The 18,266-nt window shown below is 65.5% G+C and carries 16 protein-coding genes; 7 read left to right on the top strand and 9 right to left on the bottom strand.

Annotation, left to right across the window (positions count from 1 at the left end; genetic code table 11):
* The 4 genes from ACZBJS_RS21940 to ACZBJS_RS21925 all read left to right on the top strand — a co-directional run.
* Window positions 1-304: chemotaxis protein CheW (locus tag ACZBJS_RS21940; protein ID WP_463439124.1), on the top strand; the 304-nt coding region annotated here is incomplete at its 5' end.
* 43 nt (window positions 305-347) lie between these two features.
* Entirely contained in the window at window positions 348-737 is a 390-nt protein-coding gene (locus tag ACZBJS_RS21935) for a response regulator (protein WP_018269419.1), read from the top strand.
* A 37-nt stretch (window positions 738-774) separates the two neighbouring features.
* Window positions 775-1,632 (top strand): CheR family methyltransferase, encoded by an 858-nt coding sequence (locus ACZBJS_RS21930; RefSeq protein WP_076834729.1) that lies wholly within the window; start codon window positions 775-777, stop codon window positions 1,630-1,632.
* A 3-nt stretch (window positions 1,633-1,635) separates the two neighbouring features.
* On the top strand, window positions 1,636-1,953 hold the full coding sequence (locus ACZBJS_RS21925) for a pilus assembly protein PilZ (RefSeq protein WP_076834731.1): 318 nt from the start codon (window positions 1,636-1,638) through the stop codon (window positions 1,951-1,953).
* Between the two features lie 138 nt (window positions 1,954-2,091).
* Here ACZBJS_RS21925 and ACZBJS_RS21920 read toward each other — a convergent pair whose 3' ends face one another.
* Window positions 2,092-2,400: a hypothetical protein gene (locus ACZBJS_RS21920; protein WP_316395442.1), complete on the bottom strand. Its 309-nt coding sequence runs from the start codon at window positions 2,398-2,400 to the stop codon at window positions 2,092-2,094.
* Window positions 2,401-2,554: 154 nt separating this feature from the next.
* Here ACZBJS_RS21920 and ACZBJS_RS21915 point away from each other — a divergent pair, with 154 nt between their 5' ends.
* The 3 genes from ACZBJS_RS21915 to ACZBJS_RS21905 all read left to right on the top strand — a co-directional run bounded on the left by ACZBJS_RS21915 (window position 2,555) and on the right by ACZBJS_RS21905 (window position 5,926).
* Window positions 2,555-3,187 carry a response regulator transcription factor gene (locus ACZBJS_RS21915; RefSeq protein ID WP_018269422.1) on the top strand — a complete coding sequence of 211 codons (633 nt, stop codon included), beginning with the start codon at window positions 2,555-2,557 and terminating at the stop codon, window positions 3,185-3,187.
* Between the two features lie 175 nt (window positions 3,188-3,362).
* Complete coding sequence (araD, locus tag ACZBJS_RS21910; protein WP_316395443.1) at window positions 3,363-5,102, top strand: L-arabinonate dehydratase; 1,740 nt, start codon at window positions 3,363-3,365, stop codon at window positions 5,100-5,102.
* 104 nt (window positions 5,103-5,206) lie between these two features.
* Entirely contained in the window at window positions 5,207-5,926 is a 720-nt protein-coding gene (locus tag ACZBJS_RS21905) for a ribonuclease activity regulator RraA (protein WP_316395445.1), read from the top strand.
* A 224-nt stretch (window positions 5,927-6,150) separates the two neighbouring features.
* Here the strand turns inward: ACZBJS_RS21905 and ACZBJS_RS21900 are convergent, their stop codons facing one another.
* The 8 genes from ACZBJS_RS21900 to ACZBJS_RS21865 form a co-directional block, all read right to left on the bottom strand.
* Window positions 6,151-8,259 (bottom strand): S9 family peptidase, encoded by a 2,109-nt coding sequence (locus ACZBJS_RS21900; protein WP_316395446.1) that lies wholly within the window; start codon window positions 8,257-8,259, stop codon window positions 6,151-6,153.
* Window positions 8,260-8,451: 192 nt separating this feature from the next.
* Window positions 8,452-10,167, bottom strand: coding sequence for an ABC transporter permease (locus tag ACZBJS_RS21895; protein ID WP_057021084.1), 1,716 nt, complete (start codon window positions 10,165-10,167; stop codon window positions 8,452-8,454).
* Window positions 10,168-10,382: 215 nt separating this feature from the next.
* Window positions 10,383-11,447, bottom strand: coding sequence for an ABC transporter substrate-binding protein (locus ACZBJS_RS21890; RefSeq protein WP_316395447.1), 1,065 nt, complete (start codon window positions 11,445-11,447; stop codon window positions 10,383-10,385).
* A 22-nt stretch (window positions 11,448-11,469) separates the two neighbouring features.
* On the bottom strand, window positions 11,470-12,522 hold the full coding sequence (locus ACZBJS_RS21885) for an ABC transporter ATP-binding protein (RefSeq protein WP_316395491.1): 1,053 nt from the start codon (window positions 12,520-12,522) through the stop codon (window positions 11,470-11,472).
* A 320-nt stretch (window positions 12,523-12,842) separates the two neighbouring features.
* Window positions 12,843-14,027, bottom strand: coding sequence for a pyridoxal-phosphate-dependent aminotransferase family protein (locus tag ACZBJS_RS21880; RefSeq protein WP_316395448.1), 1,185 nt, complete (start codon window positions 14,025-14,027; stop codon window positions 12,843-12,845).
* Between the two features lie 131 nt (window positions 14,028-14,158).
* Window positions 14,159-14,992, bottom strand: coding sequence for an LssY C-terminal domain-containing protein (locus ACZBJS_RS21875; protein WP_076834750.1), 834 nt, complete (start codon window positions 14,990-14,992; stop codon window positions 14,159-14,161).
* A 158-nt stretch (window positions 14,993-15,150) separates the two neighbouring features.
* Complete coding sequence (locus ACZBJS_RS21870; RefSeq protein WP_016845489.1) at window positions 15,151-15,876, bottom strand: thermonuclease family protein; 726 nt, start codon at window positions 15,874-15,876, stop codon at window positions 15,151-15,153.
* A 472-nt stretch (window positions 15,877-16,348) separates the two neighbouring features.
* On the bottom strand, window positions 16,349-18,076 hold the full coding sequence (locus tag ACZBJS_RS21865) for a hypothetical protein (RefSeq protein WP_316395492.1): 1,728 nt from the start codon (window positions 18,074-18,076) through the stop codon (window positions 16,349-16,351).
* Window positions 18,077-18,266: the final 190 nt, after the last annotated feature.

Raw genomic sequence — 18,266 nt, 5'->3', positions numbered from 1 at the left:
GCGCGGACGTATCGTCACCGTGGTCGACATGCGCGCCCGGCTCGGGCTGCCGAAGGCCGACGACGGTAAGCCTCCGATGGCGGTCGGCGTCGACCAGCGCGGCGAATCCTACGGCCTGTTGATCGACCAGATCGGCGAGGTGCTGCGGCTCTCCGAAAACAGCCGCGAGGACAACCCGGTCAACCTCGATCCCCGCATGGCCAAGCTCGCCGGCGGCGTCCACCGCCTCGACGGCCAGCTCATGGTCGTCCTCGATATCGATCGCGTGCTCGAACTGGTGCCCAAAACAGCTGCTGCAGCGTAACACTCCACCGCGGAGACGGTGGATTCCACAAGGAGGCCAACACATGAAGACATGTCTCGTCGTCGACGATTCCGGCGTGGTGCGAAAGATCGCGCGCCGCATTCTGGAAGGAATGGAGTTCACGGTCATCGAGGCCGAGGACGGCGCGGTCGCGCTCGAAGCCTGCAAGCGCGCGCTGCCGGATGCCGTGCTGCTCGACTGGAACATGCCTGTGATGGACGGTTTCGAATTCCTCGTGCAGCTCCGCCGCATGCCCGGCGGCGATCAGCCCAAGGTCGTGTTCTGCACCACCGAGAACGGCATCGACCACATCTCGCGGGCGCTGCATGCCGGCGCCAACGAATACATCATGAAGCCGTTCGACAAGGACATCGTGATCGCGAAATTCCAGGAAGTGGGCCTGCTGGCGCTCGACGCGTCGGCCGAAGCCTGACACCCAGTTTCACCATTCAGTCCCTTGTGAGGCTCCCGTGACGCCCCCCGACTACGAGTATCTGCGTAAGCTCCTGAAGGACCAGTCCGGTCTCGATCTGTCCGCGGACAAGCAATATCTGATCGAGAGCCGCCTGCTTCCGCTGGCGCGCAAAAGCGGCCTGTCCGGCATTCCCGACCTTGTCGCCAAGATCAAGGCGGGCTCGTCCACGCACACCGTCCAAGTGGTCGAGGCCATGACCACCAACGAGACGTTCTTCTTCCGCGACAAGGTGCCGTTCGAGCACTTCCGCGACACCATCATGCCGGAGGTGCTGAAGGCACGCGCCGCGCGCCGCAGCGTCCGGATCTGGTGCGCCGCCGGCTCGACCGGCCAGGAGCCCTATTCGCTGGCGATGTGCCTGAAGGAAATGGGCGCGGCGCTTGCCGGATGGCGCGTCGAGATCATCGCGACCGATCTGTCGCAGGAGGTGTTGGAGAAGTCGAAGGCCGGCATTTACAGCCAGTTCGAGGTGCAGCGCGGGCTGCCGATCCAGATGCTGGTCAAGTACTTCAAGCAGTCGGGTGAATTCTGGCAGGTCAATCCCGAGTTGCGCGCGATGGTCCAGCACCGCCAGCTCAATCTGCTGCACGATTTCTCCCAGCTCGGCACGTTCGACGTGATCTTCTGCCGCAACGTGCTGATCTATTTCGATCAGGACACCAAGATCAGCATCTTCAACCGTCTCGCCCGGTTGATGGAGGCCGACGGCTTCCTGGTGCTGGGCGCCGCCGAAACCGTGGTCGGCCTGACCGACACGTTCAAGCCGATTCCCGAGCGGCGCGGCCTGTACCGGCCGAGCGGGGTGCGGGCCGGGCTCGCCATGCCGAAGCCTGCCATGGCGGTCGGATATTGAGCGATGACCGAGGACGGCAAATCCATTGAGCGGGTCACCTTCAGCCGGGGTGTCGATGTCTGCATCATGGCCATCGACGGCACCTGGCGGCGCGACTGCCAGCTCAATGCCATCTCCGACACCGATGCCTCGCTGACCGTCGAAGGTTCCATTCAGGGGCTCAACCTGAAGGAGTTTTTCCTCCTGCTGTCCTCGACCGGACTTGCCTATCGCCGTTGCGAACTGGTCCGCGTCAACGGCACCGAAATGGACGTCAGTTTCCTCAAGGGCAAGCCGAGCAAACGCCGATCGGCCGCGGACGAAGAGCGGGCCAGGGCCTGACGTCAAGAAGGCCTATCCGACCGGGCGGGCAAGGCCCGCGGCCAATCCGGACGATGCGTGGAACGGATCGTCGCCTGATGGGTTGGGCGTCGTCGGGACAATCGAGGTGATTGGGCCGAACCCGTCGGTGGCGGCGGGTCAGTTCAGCAGACGCGCTGCTGCCCCGGAATCGCGCAGGCGGTCGAGCGTCGTGCCGAGGCCGGCATCGCATGTCTTCAGGGCGGTGGATGCTGTGAGATAGCGCGGGGTAACGTCGTCGAGAACGACGGTGTCGACGTCGGCCTGCCGCGCGGCCAGCACGGCCTCGCGCGCGCTCGCCGCTTCGATCAGCCGCAGGCTCGCCTGGACATGGCCAATCAGCGCGACCAGGTCCGTCACGATCAGACCGTAGGGATCATGGCCCTCGTCCAAGCGCGCTGCAACGCGGTCCGACGCTGCATTTTCCATGCATGTTTCTCCACTGCCCCCCACTTTTAGGGAACGCGGTGCTACTTGTGCGTTAAGCGGACGTCCCGTACAAATACGGGTCCATTGATCGAGATGGTCGAGTTAGTTCTTGTGCGGTCAGGGCAGCACGCTTCACCACTGATGGACGATGCATATGGTTGAAAATGGCGCTCCGCGCGGGGAAATCTTTGTAGTCGACGACGATCCTGCCGTTCGCGAGACGCTTTCAGTGGTCCTGTCGACCGCTGGTTACAAGGTGATCTGCTTTGCGGACGGCGCGGCGTTGCTCGCGGTGGCGCGCAGCAGGACGCCAGCCTGCATCCTGCTCGACGTGCATATCCCCGGCAAATCCGGCCTCGATATCCTGAGAGAGCTGCATGGCGAGGATTATCCGGCGCCGATCTTCATGATCTCCGGTCAGGGTGACATCGCGATGGCGGTCAGCGCCATCAAGAACGGCGCGCTCGACTTCATCGAGAAGCCGTTCCGCGGCAACGAGATCGTGAGCCGTCTGAACGAGGCGATCGACGCCTACACCAGGCGCCAGGCCGAGACCTCCGCGTCGCGGATCGCCGCGCTGCACTTCCCGGGTCGCGAGCCGCTGACCCGCCGCGAGCGCGAGGTGCTCGAGCAGTTCACCGCGGGCGCCTCCAACAAGGAAGCCGGGCGCCACCTCGGGATCAGTCCGCGCACGATCGAGGATCACCGCGCCAACATCATGAAGAAGCTCGGCGCGCGCAACGCCGCCGATCTGGTCCGCATCGTGATGACGGCGCAGCAAAAATAACCTAGGGCCGGTTTACGTTCCGATTGCCACATTGCGGAGCGTGTGCGGCGCACGTTCAGCGAACGGCACGTCTGCGCCGGGGGCGGGACGACATGTCAGAAAATCGAGTATATGCCTGACGCAGGGCAAGCGCGCCGGAACCGCGCGCGTGCGAGCAATGTCGAGACCCATGGCGATGACGAAGAAGAACAAGACCCCGGATCAATTGCGCAGCGCGCGCTGGTTTGCGCCCGATGATTTGCGCGCCTTCGGCCACAGGTCGCGGGCAATGCAGATGGGTTACGCGCCGGAGGAGTGGCGCGACCGCCCGGTGATCGCGATCATCAACACCTGGTCGGATGCGCAGCCCTGCCACATGCATTTCAAGAGCCGGGTCGACGACGTCAAGCGCGGCGTGCTGATGGCCGGCGGTTTTCCGCTCGAGCTGCCGGCGCTGTCGCTGTCGGAATCGCTGTTGAAGCCGACCACGATGCTCTACCGCAACATGCTGGCGATGGACGCCGAGGAACTGCTGCGCGGCCATCCGGTCGACGGCGTGGTACTGATGGGCGGCTGCGACAAGACCACGCCCGGCCTGCTGCTCGGGGCCACCAGCATGAACCTGCCGGCGATCTACCTGCCTGCCGGACCGATGCTGCGCGGCAACTGGAAGGGCCGCACGCTGGGCTCCGGCTCGGACGCCTGGAAATACTGGGACGAGCGCCGCGCCGGCAAGATCTCCGACAGGGACTGGGTCGACATGGAGGCCGGCATCGCCCGAAGCTACGGCACCTGCATGACCATGGGCACGGCCTCGACGATGACCGCGATCGCGGAGGCCATCGGCATGACGCTGCCGGGCGCCTCGTCGATCCCCGCGGCCGACGCCAACCACATCCGCATGAGTTCGGAGGCCGGCCGTCGCATCGTCGAGATGGTGTGGGAGGATCTTACGCCGCAGAAGATCCAGACCCGCAAGGCCTTCGAGAACGCGATCACGGTCGCGATGGCGATGGGCTGTTCGACCAACGCCATCATTCACCTGATCGCGCAGGCGCGCCGCGCCGGCCAGGACATTTCGCTGGACGATTTCGAGATCGCGAGCCGCAAGGTTCCTGTGATCGCCAATGTGCGGCCGAGCGGCGACCTCTATCTGATGGAGGATTTCTTCTATGCCGGCGGGCTGCCCGGCCTGATGAACCGCATCAAGCCGCATCTGCATCTCGACTGCATGACCGTGTCAGGCAGGACGCTTGGCGAGAACATCGATGGCGCCGAGGTGCACAATGACGACGTCATCCGCACCGTCGACAACCCGATCTACAAGGAGGGCGCACTCGCGGTGTTGAAGGGCAATCTCGCGCCCGATGGCTGCGTCATCAAGCCAAGCGCCTGCGATCCGCGTTTCCTCAAGCACACCGGGCCTGCGCTGGTGTTCGACGACTATCCGTCGATGAAGAAGGCGGTCGATGATCCCGATCTCGACGTCACGGCCGATCACGTGCTGATCCTGCGCAATGCCGGTCCGCAGGGCGGGCCGGGCATGCCGGAATGGGGCATGCTGCCGATCCCGACCAAGCTGGTGAAGCAGGGCGTGCGCGACATGGTGCGGCTGTCGGACGCGCGGATGAGCGGCACCAGCTACGGCGCCTGCATCCTGCACGTCTCGCCGGAATCCTATATCGGCGGCCCGCTGGCGCTGGTGAGGAACGGCGACCGCATCACGCTCGACGTCGCCGCGCGCACCATCAATCTCGATGTGCCGGAGGCGGAGCTGGCCAGGCGCCGCGCCGAATGGAAACAGCCCGAGCAGCGCTTCGAGCGCGGCTATGGCTGGATGTTCTCGAAGCACATCAAGCAGGCCAATGAGGGCTGCGACTTCGATTTCCTCGAGACCGGCTTTGGCAAGCCGGTCGGCGAGCCGTCGATTTATTGATCACTGTCGTTCCGGGGCGATGCGCAGCATCGAACCCGGAACCTCGAGATTCCGGGTTCGGTCGCTGTAGCGCCCGCCCCGGAATGACAATCGGAAAAATCATCATGTCAAAACTCAGCGACACCACCCGCAACAAGCTGAAATCCGTCTCCACCGCGACAGTCGCGACCGCGCTGTTCAAGCGCGGTTTCCGCATCCAGATGATCCAGGATGTTCATCCCCTGGGCCCGGATCAGCCGACCATGGTCGGCGAGGCCTTCACGCTGCGCTACATGCCGGCGCGCGAGGACCTCAACAAGATCGAGGTGTTCCGCGATCGCGCGCATCCGCAGCGCAAGGCGATCGAGGAGTGCCCCGTGGGCGCGGTGCTGGTGATGGACAGCCGCAAGGATGCGCGCGCCGCGTCGGCCGGCGCGATCCTGGTGACGCGGCTGATGAAGCGTGGCTGCGCCGGCGTTGTCACCGACGGCGGCTTCCGGGATTCGGCCGAGATCGCGCGGCTCGGCTTCCCGGCCTTTCATCATCGCCCGAGCGCGCCGACCAACCTCACGCTGCACCAGGCGATCGAGATCAACGTTCCGATCGGCTGCGGCGATGCGCCGGTGTTTCCCGGCGACGTCGTCCTTGGCGACAGCGACGGCGCCATCGTGATCCCGGCGCATCTCGCCGACGAGATCGCCGACGAGACCTTCGAGATGACCGCGTTCGAGGATTTCGTCACCGAGCAGGTCCAGAACGGTCGCGGCATCTTCGGGCTCTATCCTGCGACCGACGAACAGACGCTGAAGGATTTCGCGACGTGGCGGAAGGCGAAGGGGCGGTAGCGCCTCACTCTCCGCCGTCGTCCTTGATAAGCGATCGCCATACATCCCGCCGTCGTCCCGGCGAAAGCAGGGACCCATAACCACAGGGAGGAGTTTGGCGAAGACTGGCAGTTGCGTTGTGTGCCGTGGTACTGTGACTGCCTTGCTCGATAGATCACGCGGTATGGTTCCCGGCCTTCGCCGGGACGACGATGGGGAGGGGACCGCGCAAGCCAACCGGCACCCTACACCTCAGCCTTGTCAGCCATCCCGACCGCCCACAGCGCGAACGCGTAGACGATCGCGACCTCGTCGAGGCGGTTGAAGCGGCCGGACGCGCCGCCGTGGCCGGCGCCCATGTTGGTGCGCAGCAGCACCGGGCCGCCGCCGCGCATGGTGGCGCGCAGCCGCGCGATCCATTTCGCCGGCTCCCAATAGGTGACGCGCGGATCGGTGAGCCCGCCCATCGCCAGGATCGCCGGATAGTCCTTGGCCGCGACATTGTCGTAGGGCGAATAGGACAGGATGGTGCGGAAATCCTTCTCGCTCTCGATCGGATTGCCCCATTCCGGCCATTCCGGCGGCGTCAGCGGCAGCGTGTCGTCGAGCATGGTGTTGAGCACATCGACGAATGGCACTTCGGCGACGATACCGGCGAACAGCTCGCCGGCGCGGTTGGCGACCGCGCCCATCAGCATGCCGCCCGCCGAGCCGCCATGGCCGACGATGCGCTTCTCACCGGTATATTTCGCCTCGATCAGCGCCCGCCCGGCGGCGGCGAAATCGTCGAACGTGTTGGTCTTCTTCTCGCGCTTGCCGTCGAGATACCAGCCCCAGCCCTTGTCGGCGCCGCCGCGGATATGCGCAATCGCATACACAAAGCCGCGGTCGACCAGCGACAGCCGGTTGGCGGCAAACGACGCCGGCATCGCCATGCCGTAGGAGCCGTAGCCATACAGCAAAAGCGGCGCCTTGCCGTCACGAACGAAATCCTTGCGATGCAGGATCGAGACCGGCACTTGCGCGCCGTCATGCGAGGTCGCCATGATGCGCGTGGTGACGTAGTCGGCCGGGTTGTGGCCGGACGGAATCTCCTGACGCTTGCGTAAGCTCCGCGTCCGCGTCGCCATGTCGTAGTCATAGACTTCCGACGGCGTCGTCATCGACGAATAGGCAAACCGCAGGTTGGCGGTGTCGAACTCGTAGCCGCCCATGGTGTCAAGCGAATAGGCCGCCTCGTCGAAGGCGATCGCGTGCTCTTCGCCGCTGTTGAGGTCGCGGATGATAATCGCCGGCAGCGCATTGGCACGCTCCAGCCGCACCATGTGGCCGGCATAGAGCTCGACGTCGAGCACATAGACGCCTTCGCGATACGGGATCAGGTCGCGCCAGTTGCTGCGCTCGGGTGCGGTGAGCGGCGCGGTGACGACCTTGAAGTCGATGGCGTCGTCGGCGTTGGTGAGGATGAACAGCTCGTCGCCGCGGTCGGCGATCGAATATTGTACGCCTTCCTCGCGTGTCGCGACCAGCCGCGGCGGCGCGTCGGGACTGGAGAGATCGATCAGCCGCTGTTCCGAGGTCTCATGGTCGCCGCCCGCGATCACGCAGAAGCGGCCGCTCGCGCTCTCGTGCAGGTGGGTGAACCAGCCGGAATCCTGCTCCTCATAGATCAGGGTGTCGTCGGCCTGTTTGGTGCCGAGCTTGTGCCGCCACACCTGCATCGGCCGGTGATTGTCGTCGAGCTTGACGTAGAAGAAGCTTTTGGAATCCGCGGCCCAGACCACGCCGCCGTCGGTCTCCTCGACGAGGTCGTCGAGATCACCGCCGGTGGCCCAGTCGCGCACCCGGATCGAGAAATATTCGGAGCCCTTGGTGTCGGCGCTCCAGGCGTGCAGGCGGTGATCGTTGGAATGCCGGCTGCCGCCGAACTTGAAATATTTGTGGTCCTTCGCCAGCGCGTCGCCGTCGAGCACGACATGGGCGTCGCCGCCGTCGCGCGGCGTGCGGCAGTACAGCTCGTGCTGGCCGCCCTCGCGGAACTTGCGGAAATAGGCGAACGGGCCGTCCGGCGACGGCACGCTGGAATCGTCCTCCTTGATCCGCCCGCGCATCTCCTTGACCAGCCGCTTCTGCAACACGTCGGTATGGCCGAGCAGGCTCTCGGTGTAACCGTTCTCGGCTTCGAGATAGGTCCGGATGTCGGGATCTAGGATCGAGGGATCGCGCAGCACCTCCTGCCATTTCGGATCCTTGATCCACGCATAGTCGTCGGTCACCGTGATGCCGTGGGTGGTGAAGGAATGCGGCCGGCGCGGCGCGACCGGGGGCGATGTTGTGGTGGCGGATTTGGTCACACGATCCTCATGGTGCGGGGTTCCGCTCTATATCGGGATGAATGTGGCGATTGCCAGATGGGGCGGGCGATTGGACGTCCTCACTGTCCCCGTCATTGCGAGGAGCGAAGCGACGACGCAATCCATGGCTCCGCGTATGCGGACCGATGGATTGCTTCGCTTCGCTCGCAATGACCGTGGGGACAGGGCGAACTACCCGTTCCGCAGCCGCGCGCCGGCATTGCCGCCGGACATCGGAATCCGGTTCACCGCCAGCACCACGGCGAAGGTGATCACCAGCATCGCGATGCCGAGCACCGCGATCGCGGCGAGGTCGCCGCCTTCGTTGAGGTCGTAGATCAGGACCGAGAGCACCTTGGTCTGCGAGGTGAACAGCACGATCGCCGCCGACAGTTCCCGCATCACGCCGATGAAGATGAAGCACCAGGTCGCGATCACGCCGGTGCGCAACAGCGGCGCGGTGATCTGGCGCAGCGCCTGCAGCCGGGTCGCGCCGAGGATGCGGCTTGCCTCCTCGAGCTCGGGATGGATCGTCGCGAACGCCGCCTGCAATTGCTGATAGGCGGACGGCAAATTGATGGTGAGGAACGCCAGCAGCAGGATCCACAGCGTGCCGTAGAGCACGAAGGGCGGCCGCGTGTAGCTCAGGAACAGGCCGACGCCGAGCACGATGCCGGGGACCGCGACCGGCGCGGTGGCGAGGAAGCCGAGCACGCGGTGGCCCGCGATCACCTTGCGCGTCGTGACATAGGCGATGACGAGCGCGAGGATGGTGCCGATCGTCGCGGTCGCGGTGCCGAGGATCACGGTGTTCTTGAGCGCGAGCTGGGTCGACGACAGCTCGGTGAACACGAAGACGATGTTGTGCAGCGTCGCCGTCGATGGCGTCACCAGCGTGGTCGCGTTCGGCGAGAACGCGGCGTTGAGCAGCGCGAGGTAAGGCAGGAACACCGGGTTGAGCAGCACCAAGAGGCAGAAGCCGAGCGCGGCCCAGCGCCAGCCGCGCAATTCGACCCGGCGCGGGGCGCCATATTTGCCGCCGATCACCGAATAGCCGCGGCGGCCGAGCAGCGCCTTCTGGCCCTGCAGCAGCAGGATGGTCAGCACCAGCAGCGGCACCGCGGCGGCGGCCGCGAGCTCGAGCTTCGGCGGATACTGGAACAGACTCCAGATCTTGGTCGTCATGGTGTGGAAGCCGGCCGGCAGCGCCAGGATCGCCGGCGAGCCGAACAGCGTCATCGCCTGCAGGAACGCGATCAGGGCGCCCGCGACCAGCGCGGGCAGCGCGAGCGGGATCGTCACCCGCCGCGCAGTGGTCCAGGCATTGCCGCCGAGGATCGCGGAGGCGTCCTCGAGCTCGCCCGGCATGGTGTCGAGCGCATTGGCCACCAGCACGAACACGAACGGGAACGTGTAGCAGGAGATCACGAAGATGATCCCGGTCATCGAATAGATGTTGAACAGCGCGTCGGCATCTTCGCCGGCGAACAGCCGGTAGAGCTGGTTCAACAGCCCGGAATTCGGCGCAGCCAGCAGTTCCCAGGCGACCGCGCCGAGAAACGGCGGCGTCACGAACGAGGCCGTCACCAGCGCGCGGATGGTCTGCCGCCCCGGCATGTCGGTGCGCGACACCAGCCAGCTGATCGGCGCCGCGACGACGCAGCAGATCAGCGCCGACGTGGTCGCGATGATCGCAGTCGTCAGCAGCGGATCGAGGAAATCCGGGTTGCTGAACAGCGTGACGAAGTTTTGCAGCGTCGGATGCCGGCTCTTGTCGGTGAAGGCAAACACCGCGAGCCACGACAGCGGCAGCAGGATCAGCAGGATGAGCAGCGCCGCGAACAGCCACAGCACGGGGCGTGTCCAGTCGATGCGGGGCTTTGCGGCGGGGGAGGCGGTTGTTGTCATGTTGGCACGCTGCAAGCTGTTTCGACTCCCTCGCCCCGCTCTTGCGGGGTCGAGACAAGCGAAGCTTGCTCTTGGAGGGGTGGGGTGAGGGGCTGCCTCCGCAGACACCGAATGCGCGGAGAGTCCCCCTCACCCGCCGCGCATCTTGCGATGCGCGTCGGCCTCTCCCCGCAAGCGGGGCGAGGCAAGGAAGTGTGCACCGCGCCCTTCATCGCTCAAACCCTGAACAAGCGCGCATAGCGCGTCTTGATTTCTTCGGTCATCGCTTCCACCCCCGCCGGATCCTCTTTCATCAGCTTGATTTCGGAAAGCTTGCGCCGGCCGGCCTTCGGCTGCACCTGGGCGTGCAGCGAATATTGGCCGGTGAAGTCGACGAAGAATTGCTGGGTCTCGCGGGTGTGCAGCCAGGCCTGGAACAGCTTTGCGGCGTTCGGATGCGGCGCACCGGCGAAGATGCCGGTGGGACCCGAGATCGTCGGCGTGCCTTCGGTCGGATAGACCGGCTCGACCGGCTGTCCGGCTTCCTTCAAGAGCACGATGCCATATTCATTGCCGTCGGCCATCACGGCGCGCTCGCCGAGCGAGAGCTTCTTCGGCGGGTCGGTCGAGGACTGCACCTGCATCACGCGCTGTTTTGCGAGCTTTTCGAGGTAAGGCCAGCCGAGCTCGCGCACGATCTGGAATGTGGTGGTCATGATGGTGCCGCTATAGGCCGGATGGCCCTTCACCATCTTGCCCACCCATTTCGGGTCGAGCAGGTCGGCAAAGCTCTTCGGCGCGTTCTCCGCCTTCACCAGATTGGTGTTGTAGGCGATCGACGACAGCCACAGCCGCGTGGTCACGGCCATGCCGTCGGGGTCGCGGTAATTGTCGGGAAAATGCTTCGCGACGTCTTCGGGCACGAACGGCATCAGCCAACCACTCTTCTTCCAGGGGATGAAATGCGAGGCATCGGCGCTGTTGACGACGTCGGCGGCCTGGATGTTGGAATCGAATTCCTGCGCCACGCGCTGAAACAGCCGCTCCGAGCCTGAGCGTTCGATCTGCACGGTGATGCCGGGATAGGCGGCCTCGAACGCCTTGCCGAGCTTTTCGCCGACCGGCAGGTCCATCGACGAATAGAACACGAGCTTGCCGTCCTTGGTCGCGGCGGCGACGAGATCGGGCGTGATCGCGACCGGCTCGGGCGCGGCGGCGCGTACCGGTGACGCGAACACCTTGCCGACCGCAAGCGCCGCAGAGCCTTTCAGGACGCCGCGTCTGGAAATCGGCTTCGGCATCGGCTCGCTCCGTTTCTTGTTGTCATCGGCTCAGCGCCCGGCAGCGCGCGGGCGGCAGGGTCAGCCAGACCTCGCTGCCCTTCTCGACCGCGGTTTCGGTCGGCGTCGTCACCCGCAGCGCCGTGCCGTCAGCGGTTTCCACCATGTAGTCGCGGTTCATGCCGAGATAGACCTGCCGCGTTACGATGGCTTTGAGCGTGTTCTGCGCCGCCGCGGGCGGTTGCGTCGCGAGCTGGATTTCGTGCTGGCGGATCGCGACCGGCGCACTCTGGCCGGCCGTCAGCGTGGCGCCGACCACCTCGATCGTTGCGCCGGCGAACTCCACGTGGTTCGCATCGCGCGCGGTGCCCTTGATCACATTGGCGGCGCCGATGAAGCGCGCGACGAATTCGGATTCCGGCCGCGCATAGATGTCCTCAGGCGCGCCGAGCTGGTCGATCTTGCCGGCATTCATCACCGCGATCAGATCGGCGGTCGTCATCGCCTCGGACTGGTCGTGGGTGACATAGACCGTGGTGTAGCGATATTCGTCGTGCAGGCGGCGGATCTCGAATCGCATCTCCTCGCGCAGATTGGCGTCGAGATTCGACAGCGGCTCGTCGAGCAGCAGCGTCTCGGGGCCGACGATCAGCGCGCGCGCCAGCGCGACGCGTTGCTGCTGGCCGCCGGAGAGCTCGCCCGGATAGCGCTGCGCCAGTGGTTCCAGCTTGGTGGTGGCCAGGATCGCGGCGAGCTTCTTGGCGATGGTGTCGCGATCCATTTTGCGCAAGCGCAGGCCGTAGACGATGTTCTCCGCCACCGTCATATGCGGCCACAGCGCGTAGCTCTGGAAGATCATCGACATGTTGCGCTGCTCGGGCGGCAGCGTGCGCGCCTTCGATGACACCACGCGCTCGCCGACGCGGATCTCGCCGTCGGATGGTTCGAGGAACCCGGCGATCAGCCGCAGCGTGGTGGTCTTGCCGCAGCCGGACGGCCCAAGCAGGCAGACCAGCTGGCCATGATCGATCGTGAGCGAAACATCATCAACCGCGACAAACGATCCAAACCGCTTGACCAGGCCGCGCAATTCCACCGATGCCAAGCGGTCCCTCCATTTTGTTGTGTCGCAGGGATCCGTGCCCGGCTGTTGCCGGCAGTAAAGCGGAAAATGATGGCGACGAAAAGTGCTCGTGCCCCGTCAAAAAGTCGTGGCACCTCTTCGTTGCGTTATTCCCCGACCACTCTTCCGTCATCCTGAGGTGCGAGCGGAGCGAGCCTCGAAGGATCGACGGCCCGGCTACTTCCGCGCACTCCGATTCGATCACGGCGGGAGCGCGGCCGTCGATCCCTTCGAGACGCCCGCCTTTGGCGGGCTCCTCAGGATGACGGGTTAAAGCCTCAGACCGCCTCGGCCTACGCCTTCACGTTCTCGCCGAGCCACTGGATGGCCGCGTCGGCGCCGGCCTTGCCGTGCGGGATGTTCAGCGCTGTCAGCGCGACCTCGACGACGCCGAGGGTGCCGAGGATCATCGGGGCGTTGACGTGGCCCATATGCGCGATGCGGAAGGCCTGGCCCTGCAAATCGCCGATGCCGGTGCCGAGCACCACGCCGCATTTCTCCTTGGCGTAGCGCTGGATCGCGGCGGGGTCGGCGCCCTTCACGGTCACCGTCGTCACGGTGTTGGAACGCTCGGCGGGCTCAGTGATGTTGAAGCCGAGCACCTGTCCTTCGCCCCAGACCGCGACCGCGCGGCGCACCGCTTCACCGAGCAGCCGATGCCGCAGATGCGCATTCTCCAGGCCTTCGGCGTGCAGCATGTTGATCGCCTCGCGCAGCGCGAACAGCAGATGCACCGGCGCGGTGCCGGCATATTTGCGGTAGTGCTCGCTGCCCTCGCGCTCGGTCCAGTCCCAATAGGGCGTGCGCAGATCGGCCTTCTTGTGGGCGTCCCAGGCGCGGTCATTGGCGGCGACGAAGCCGAGGCCGGGCGGCGTCATCAGGCCCTTCTGCGAGCCACTCATCGCGACGTCGACATACCATTTGTCCATCTCGAACGGCATGCAGCCGAGCGAGGCCACGGTGTCGACCATGAACAATGCAGGATGGCCGGCGGCCTTGATCGCCCTGCCGATCGCCTCGATGTCGTTATAGGCGCCGGACGCGGTGTCGACCTGCACCACGAGGATCGCCTTGATCGTGTGCTCCTTGTCGCGCCGCAGCCGCTCCTCGACCTCGGCCGGACGGATCGCGCGGCGCCAGTCGCCCTTCAGCACTTCGACCTCGGCGCCCATCGCGGCCGCAGCCTGGCCCCAGCCGATCGCGAAACGCCCGCTCTCCAGCACCAGCACCTTGTCGCCGCGCGACAGCACGTTGGAGAGCGTCGCCTCCCAGGCGCCGTGGCCGTTGGAGATGTAGATGTAGGACTTGCCCTGGGTGACGAACAGCTTCGAGAGGTCGCGCAGCAGGCTCTCAGTCAGTTCGACCATCTCGTTGGAGTAGATGTCGAGCGCCGGGCGGTGCATTGCCTGCAGCACCTGATCGGGCATCGTGGTGGGCCCGGGGATGGCCAGAAATTCCCGGCCCGCGCGAACGGTCATCGTCCTGTTCCTTTTGGATAAAGCGCGCAAATTATGCGTGTGAGGGGTCAAGCGCGGAGACTATTCCATCGCGGCTTCGATTGCGAGCAGGACGAAGCAATCCAGCGTTTCCAAAACCGCGGGACACAATGCTATTTGCCGATCGATTCGACGACCGCGCGCCAGATCTGGTCCTTCAACTCGGTCGCGGCGGGGCTCGGGAGCTGCTCGACGGTGCCGTTGTTCTTGCGGCAGGCCTCGACCAGCCGCAGCACCCAGATTTCGCCGTCGGTGTAATAGGGATCGCCGCCGCCATTGCGGCCGTTGAAGGTCGGGCCGATGCCGGTGACCTGATATTTCGCGGTGACCATGCCGGCGGACTCGAGGTCAGTGGCGAGCAGCGCGCGTTCGGCGTCGAGGTCGGCCGCGATGTGATGCGTCACCGCGCCGGTGTAGTGGCTGACGCCGACGCTGCGGTCGAGCGTCGCAGCGCCCAGCCACACCGGACGTTTCTCCTCGCCCTGGTCGAGCACCCTCCAGAACCGGACATGGTTGCGGCGGTCCGCGCTCGATCCGACCGGCCGCTCGAAGGCGAGATCCTCGCGGCGGTCGAGATAGAACAGGTTGCTCACCGGCGCATCCTTGTAGGGACGATCGAGCAGCACGCTGCCCACGATCTCGATCGAGGATTTCAGCGTCACCGGATCGGCCGGAAACCAGCCGGCCTCGTGCATCGCGCAGACCACATCCTTGGTGTCGCCGATCAGCCCGACATTCATCGGATCGCCGGGAATGCCCTGCGCGGTGCGCGTCACCATCGGCAGATTGGCGAGGCCCTTCTGATGCTCGTAATGCGTCCACAGTGCCGGCAGCAGCAGATAGGCTGCGATCAGGTAGATCGCCAGGACGAGCAGCAATGCCATCTGCGCTTGCCTGAGGCGGCTGCGCCGGCGCACGGAAGGCGGATCGATCTCGACATCGGTCATGCCGTGGTCCTTCACCTCTCCCGCTTGCGGGGGTCGAGACGAGCGAAGCTCGCTCTTAGGTCGGATTGCATCGAAGATGCAATCCGGATGGGGGCTTTCTCCTCATAAAGAGCGTCGCAAGCGGCGCCGATGAGGCTACAACTCAATCGCACTTCCGACTAGCGCCGCGTCTCGCGGCAGCCGGCGGCCTCGGCTTCCTCGACCGAGCAGAACCAGCGCGTGCCCTTGCTGATCTTCATTTCGATCTTGGCGTACCAGCGGCTGGTCCGCTGATGAAAGATGCATTCGCCGGAGCGGTTGACGTTGCCCTTGATGGTGCAGTCGGGTGACGGCGCCACCGGGCCGGAGGCCGAGGCGAGCAGGATCGCGTTGGCGCCGTCGGGCGGCTTCACCGCGCCGAGCACGGTGGTCTTCTTGTTGCGCACCCGCCAGTCCCACGGCGCGATGAAGGCGCCCTGCCACATCCCGGCTTTTGCCTCACGCGCGGCCTTCTCGTCGGCTTCGTAGTCATGCGAGGCGCGGGTGTAGGCCAGCGCCCAGCCGCTCGCGACCAGCCATTTCTGGATGTCCTCGCCGTCGACCTCGCAGCGCGCGATGGTGCGGCCGCGACGATCGACCGAGCGGGCGTGGCAGGTCCAGCTCTTGCTGCCGGCATGCTTGATCAGCTCGTCGCGCGCCGCGACGCCGCAGGTCCAGCGCTCGCCTTTGGTGTTGAGGCAGAGCTGGTCGGTCGACGGCGCGTCGACGCCTGCGAGCCGGATGCGGACGCTGCCGATCATGAGCTGGTCGCCGTCGCGGATCTTCGGCACGCCGGTGATGTCGGCGGCGACAGCCAGCGTCGGCAGCGAGAGCAGCAGGCCCGCGGTGAGCAGCGTCTTGAACATCGGCGTTCCCGGCCAGGTTCTTATCGTTCAAATGGCTTTTAGCGTGCAGTGGTCAGTGCCCAACGATTGTGCGGGCAATTGGGCAACCGTGCCAGTGCTGTTGCGTTTCCGCCAGTTTCAACTTCGCGTCATCCCCGATGTCCGCCATCCTCCCCTGGAGGGGGAGGATCGGGTCGCATGAAGCGCAGCGCAATGCGAGCCGAGGTGGGGTGAAGGTCTGTCCACTTGAGCAGTGCCCGTGTTGAGAGATCACCCCACCCCATATCGCATCTTGCTTCGCGCGACGCGATACGACCCTCCCCCTCCAGGGGAGGGTGAAGTCCCGCAGCCCGGATGAGTAGAGCGCAGCGTCATCGGGTATCAACGAGGCGTTGGTCTTTATCCGTAGCCCGGATGAAGCTCCGCGCAATCCGGGAATCTTTGTCGGCGGGCAACACCCCGGATTACGCTGCGCTCCATCCGGGTTACGAAACTACACCGCGGCCATTCGTCGCTTCGCCAGCGCCAGCGCCATCAGCACGAACGCCGAGGTCACCTCCGGCCCGCCGACCAGGATGCGGGTCGGCGTCTTCATCTTATTCCACTCATAGGCCCGGTAGGGCCCCTTGCGGCCGCCCTCGCCGAGGCCCTGCACGATGCAGTGCAGCGCCGGCGTGAAGGTCGAGATCTCGGCGCCGAGATGCGCCAGCGCCATCAGCGCCAGCGCGGCGTCGAACGGGTTCATGTCGTGGGCGATCAGCTCGTGCGTGACATAGCCGAGCACGCGGGCGCGGATCAGCGCGAACACGTTGCCGGGATCGATGATGCGTTGCGCCGCCAGCGGCAGCGCGACGAAGGCGGCATAGCAGCGGCCGAAATAGGCCGAATAGAGTTCGGGCAGATAATAGATGTGCGAGCGCGGATTTTTGAACGCGCCGCTTTCGACCAGATTTTTCTGGAAGGCGATGACGCGATGCACGGTCTCCAGCCGCTGCGGCGTCTCGATGATCTGCCAGCGGGCGAGGTTGCGGAACGAGACCTCGAGGATGTCGAGGTTCAGCGTCGGATCGAGGTCGTTGCCATAGGGCCGCTCGCCGGCGAGATTGTCGATCCAGGTGACGACGCCGCCCTCGTAATCAAGATGATCGTTGAGCGGCACGGTGACGCGCGGCTCGTTGGCGCCCGATCGCACCTGGTAGCCGCGGTAGAAGTCGAGCAGCGGCTGCTGCAGGATCGGGTCGTCGGAGCCGGCCTGGGTCGCGGCCGAGAACGAGCACGCCGTGGTGTCGCAGTCCGGCACATAGATGCCGAAGCCGAGATCCTGCTTGATCTGGGCGAAGAAGCGCGAGAAGCGCGGATGCCGGCCCGGCGCCAGCGCGGTGATGACCTTCACCGTCGAGCCGTCATGCGACGGCACCTCCTCGGCGCTGGTCTTGAGGCAGAAGTCCACCATGTCGGCGATCGCGCGCCGCGCGGTAACAGCTTCATCCGGCGAGGCAAGCCCGGTCTCGACGAAGCCGAGCAGCGCCTCGGTGAAGAAGGCGTCGTAATAGGCCGAGCGGTGGCGGATCTGCACCGGCTCCCACATCGGCTCGGCGATGCCGCGCCAGGCCGGGTTGATCAGCGCGCGCGCCGGCGAATGCGCGATGAAGATCCGCGCCAGATTGAACAGCAAGGTCGAGTTCTTGTAGCCGCGCGCGTTCAGCCCGGTCAGCGCCATCAGCAGCTCGCGCCCGCCGACGTCGGGGTCGCCGATCAGGTTGAAGGCGGCATAGGTCGGGATGAAGCCGTTCCTGCCGAACGAGCGCAACAGATGCGCGCCGGTCAGGCGGATCACGCGGTCGATCTCGGCGATCTCCGGCGGGCGGCCAGGTGCGGTCGCGGCGGGCGGTGCCGGATGGCGCACACCGATACCGTCCATCAATACTGCGACGGGCGTGCCGATCGCGGCCCAGTCCGGCGTCTCGACGTCGCGCGCCGCGGTGAGCGCCGCGCGCAGGCCGGAGAGGCGGTCGGGATCGTTGAGCGCGGGCAGGCCGGTGCGGCGGAGCAGCGCGCGCAGCGGCGGATTGCCGAGCGCGGTCCGGTAGAATTTTCCGAGATGGGCATCGCCGCCGCGATAGGCCTGCAGCACGGGGTCGCAGACATCGTACAGCGACGGGCCGTCCTTCTTGACAGTCAGCGACCGGCACACCGCGCCTGCGATCTCGTGAAGGCCCAAGAAGCTCAAACAATCCCCTTTCCCGAGGAACCGGTTAACGCCGCCGCCCGACGGAGTTTCCTGTCGCTCTGCCCCAAACTCGCAAGCCTTTGGAAAGCTACATGAATCCCTGAAGAATACAAATGTGACAGAGATCACGTAACGGGATCTTAACGGCGTCAATGGCCTCTGCCGGGCGGCGGCATGCGGC

Source organism: Bradyrhizobium sp. KZN70725, assembly GCF_055264925.1.
This window is presented reverse-complemented; position numbering and strand designations above follow the sequence as displayed.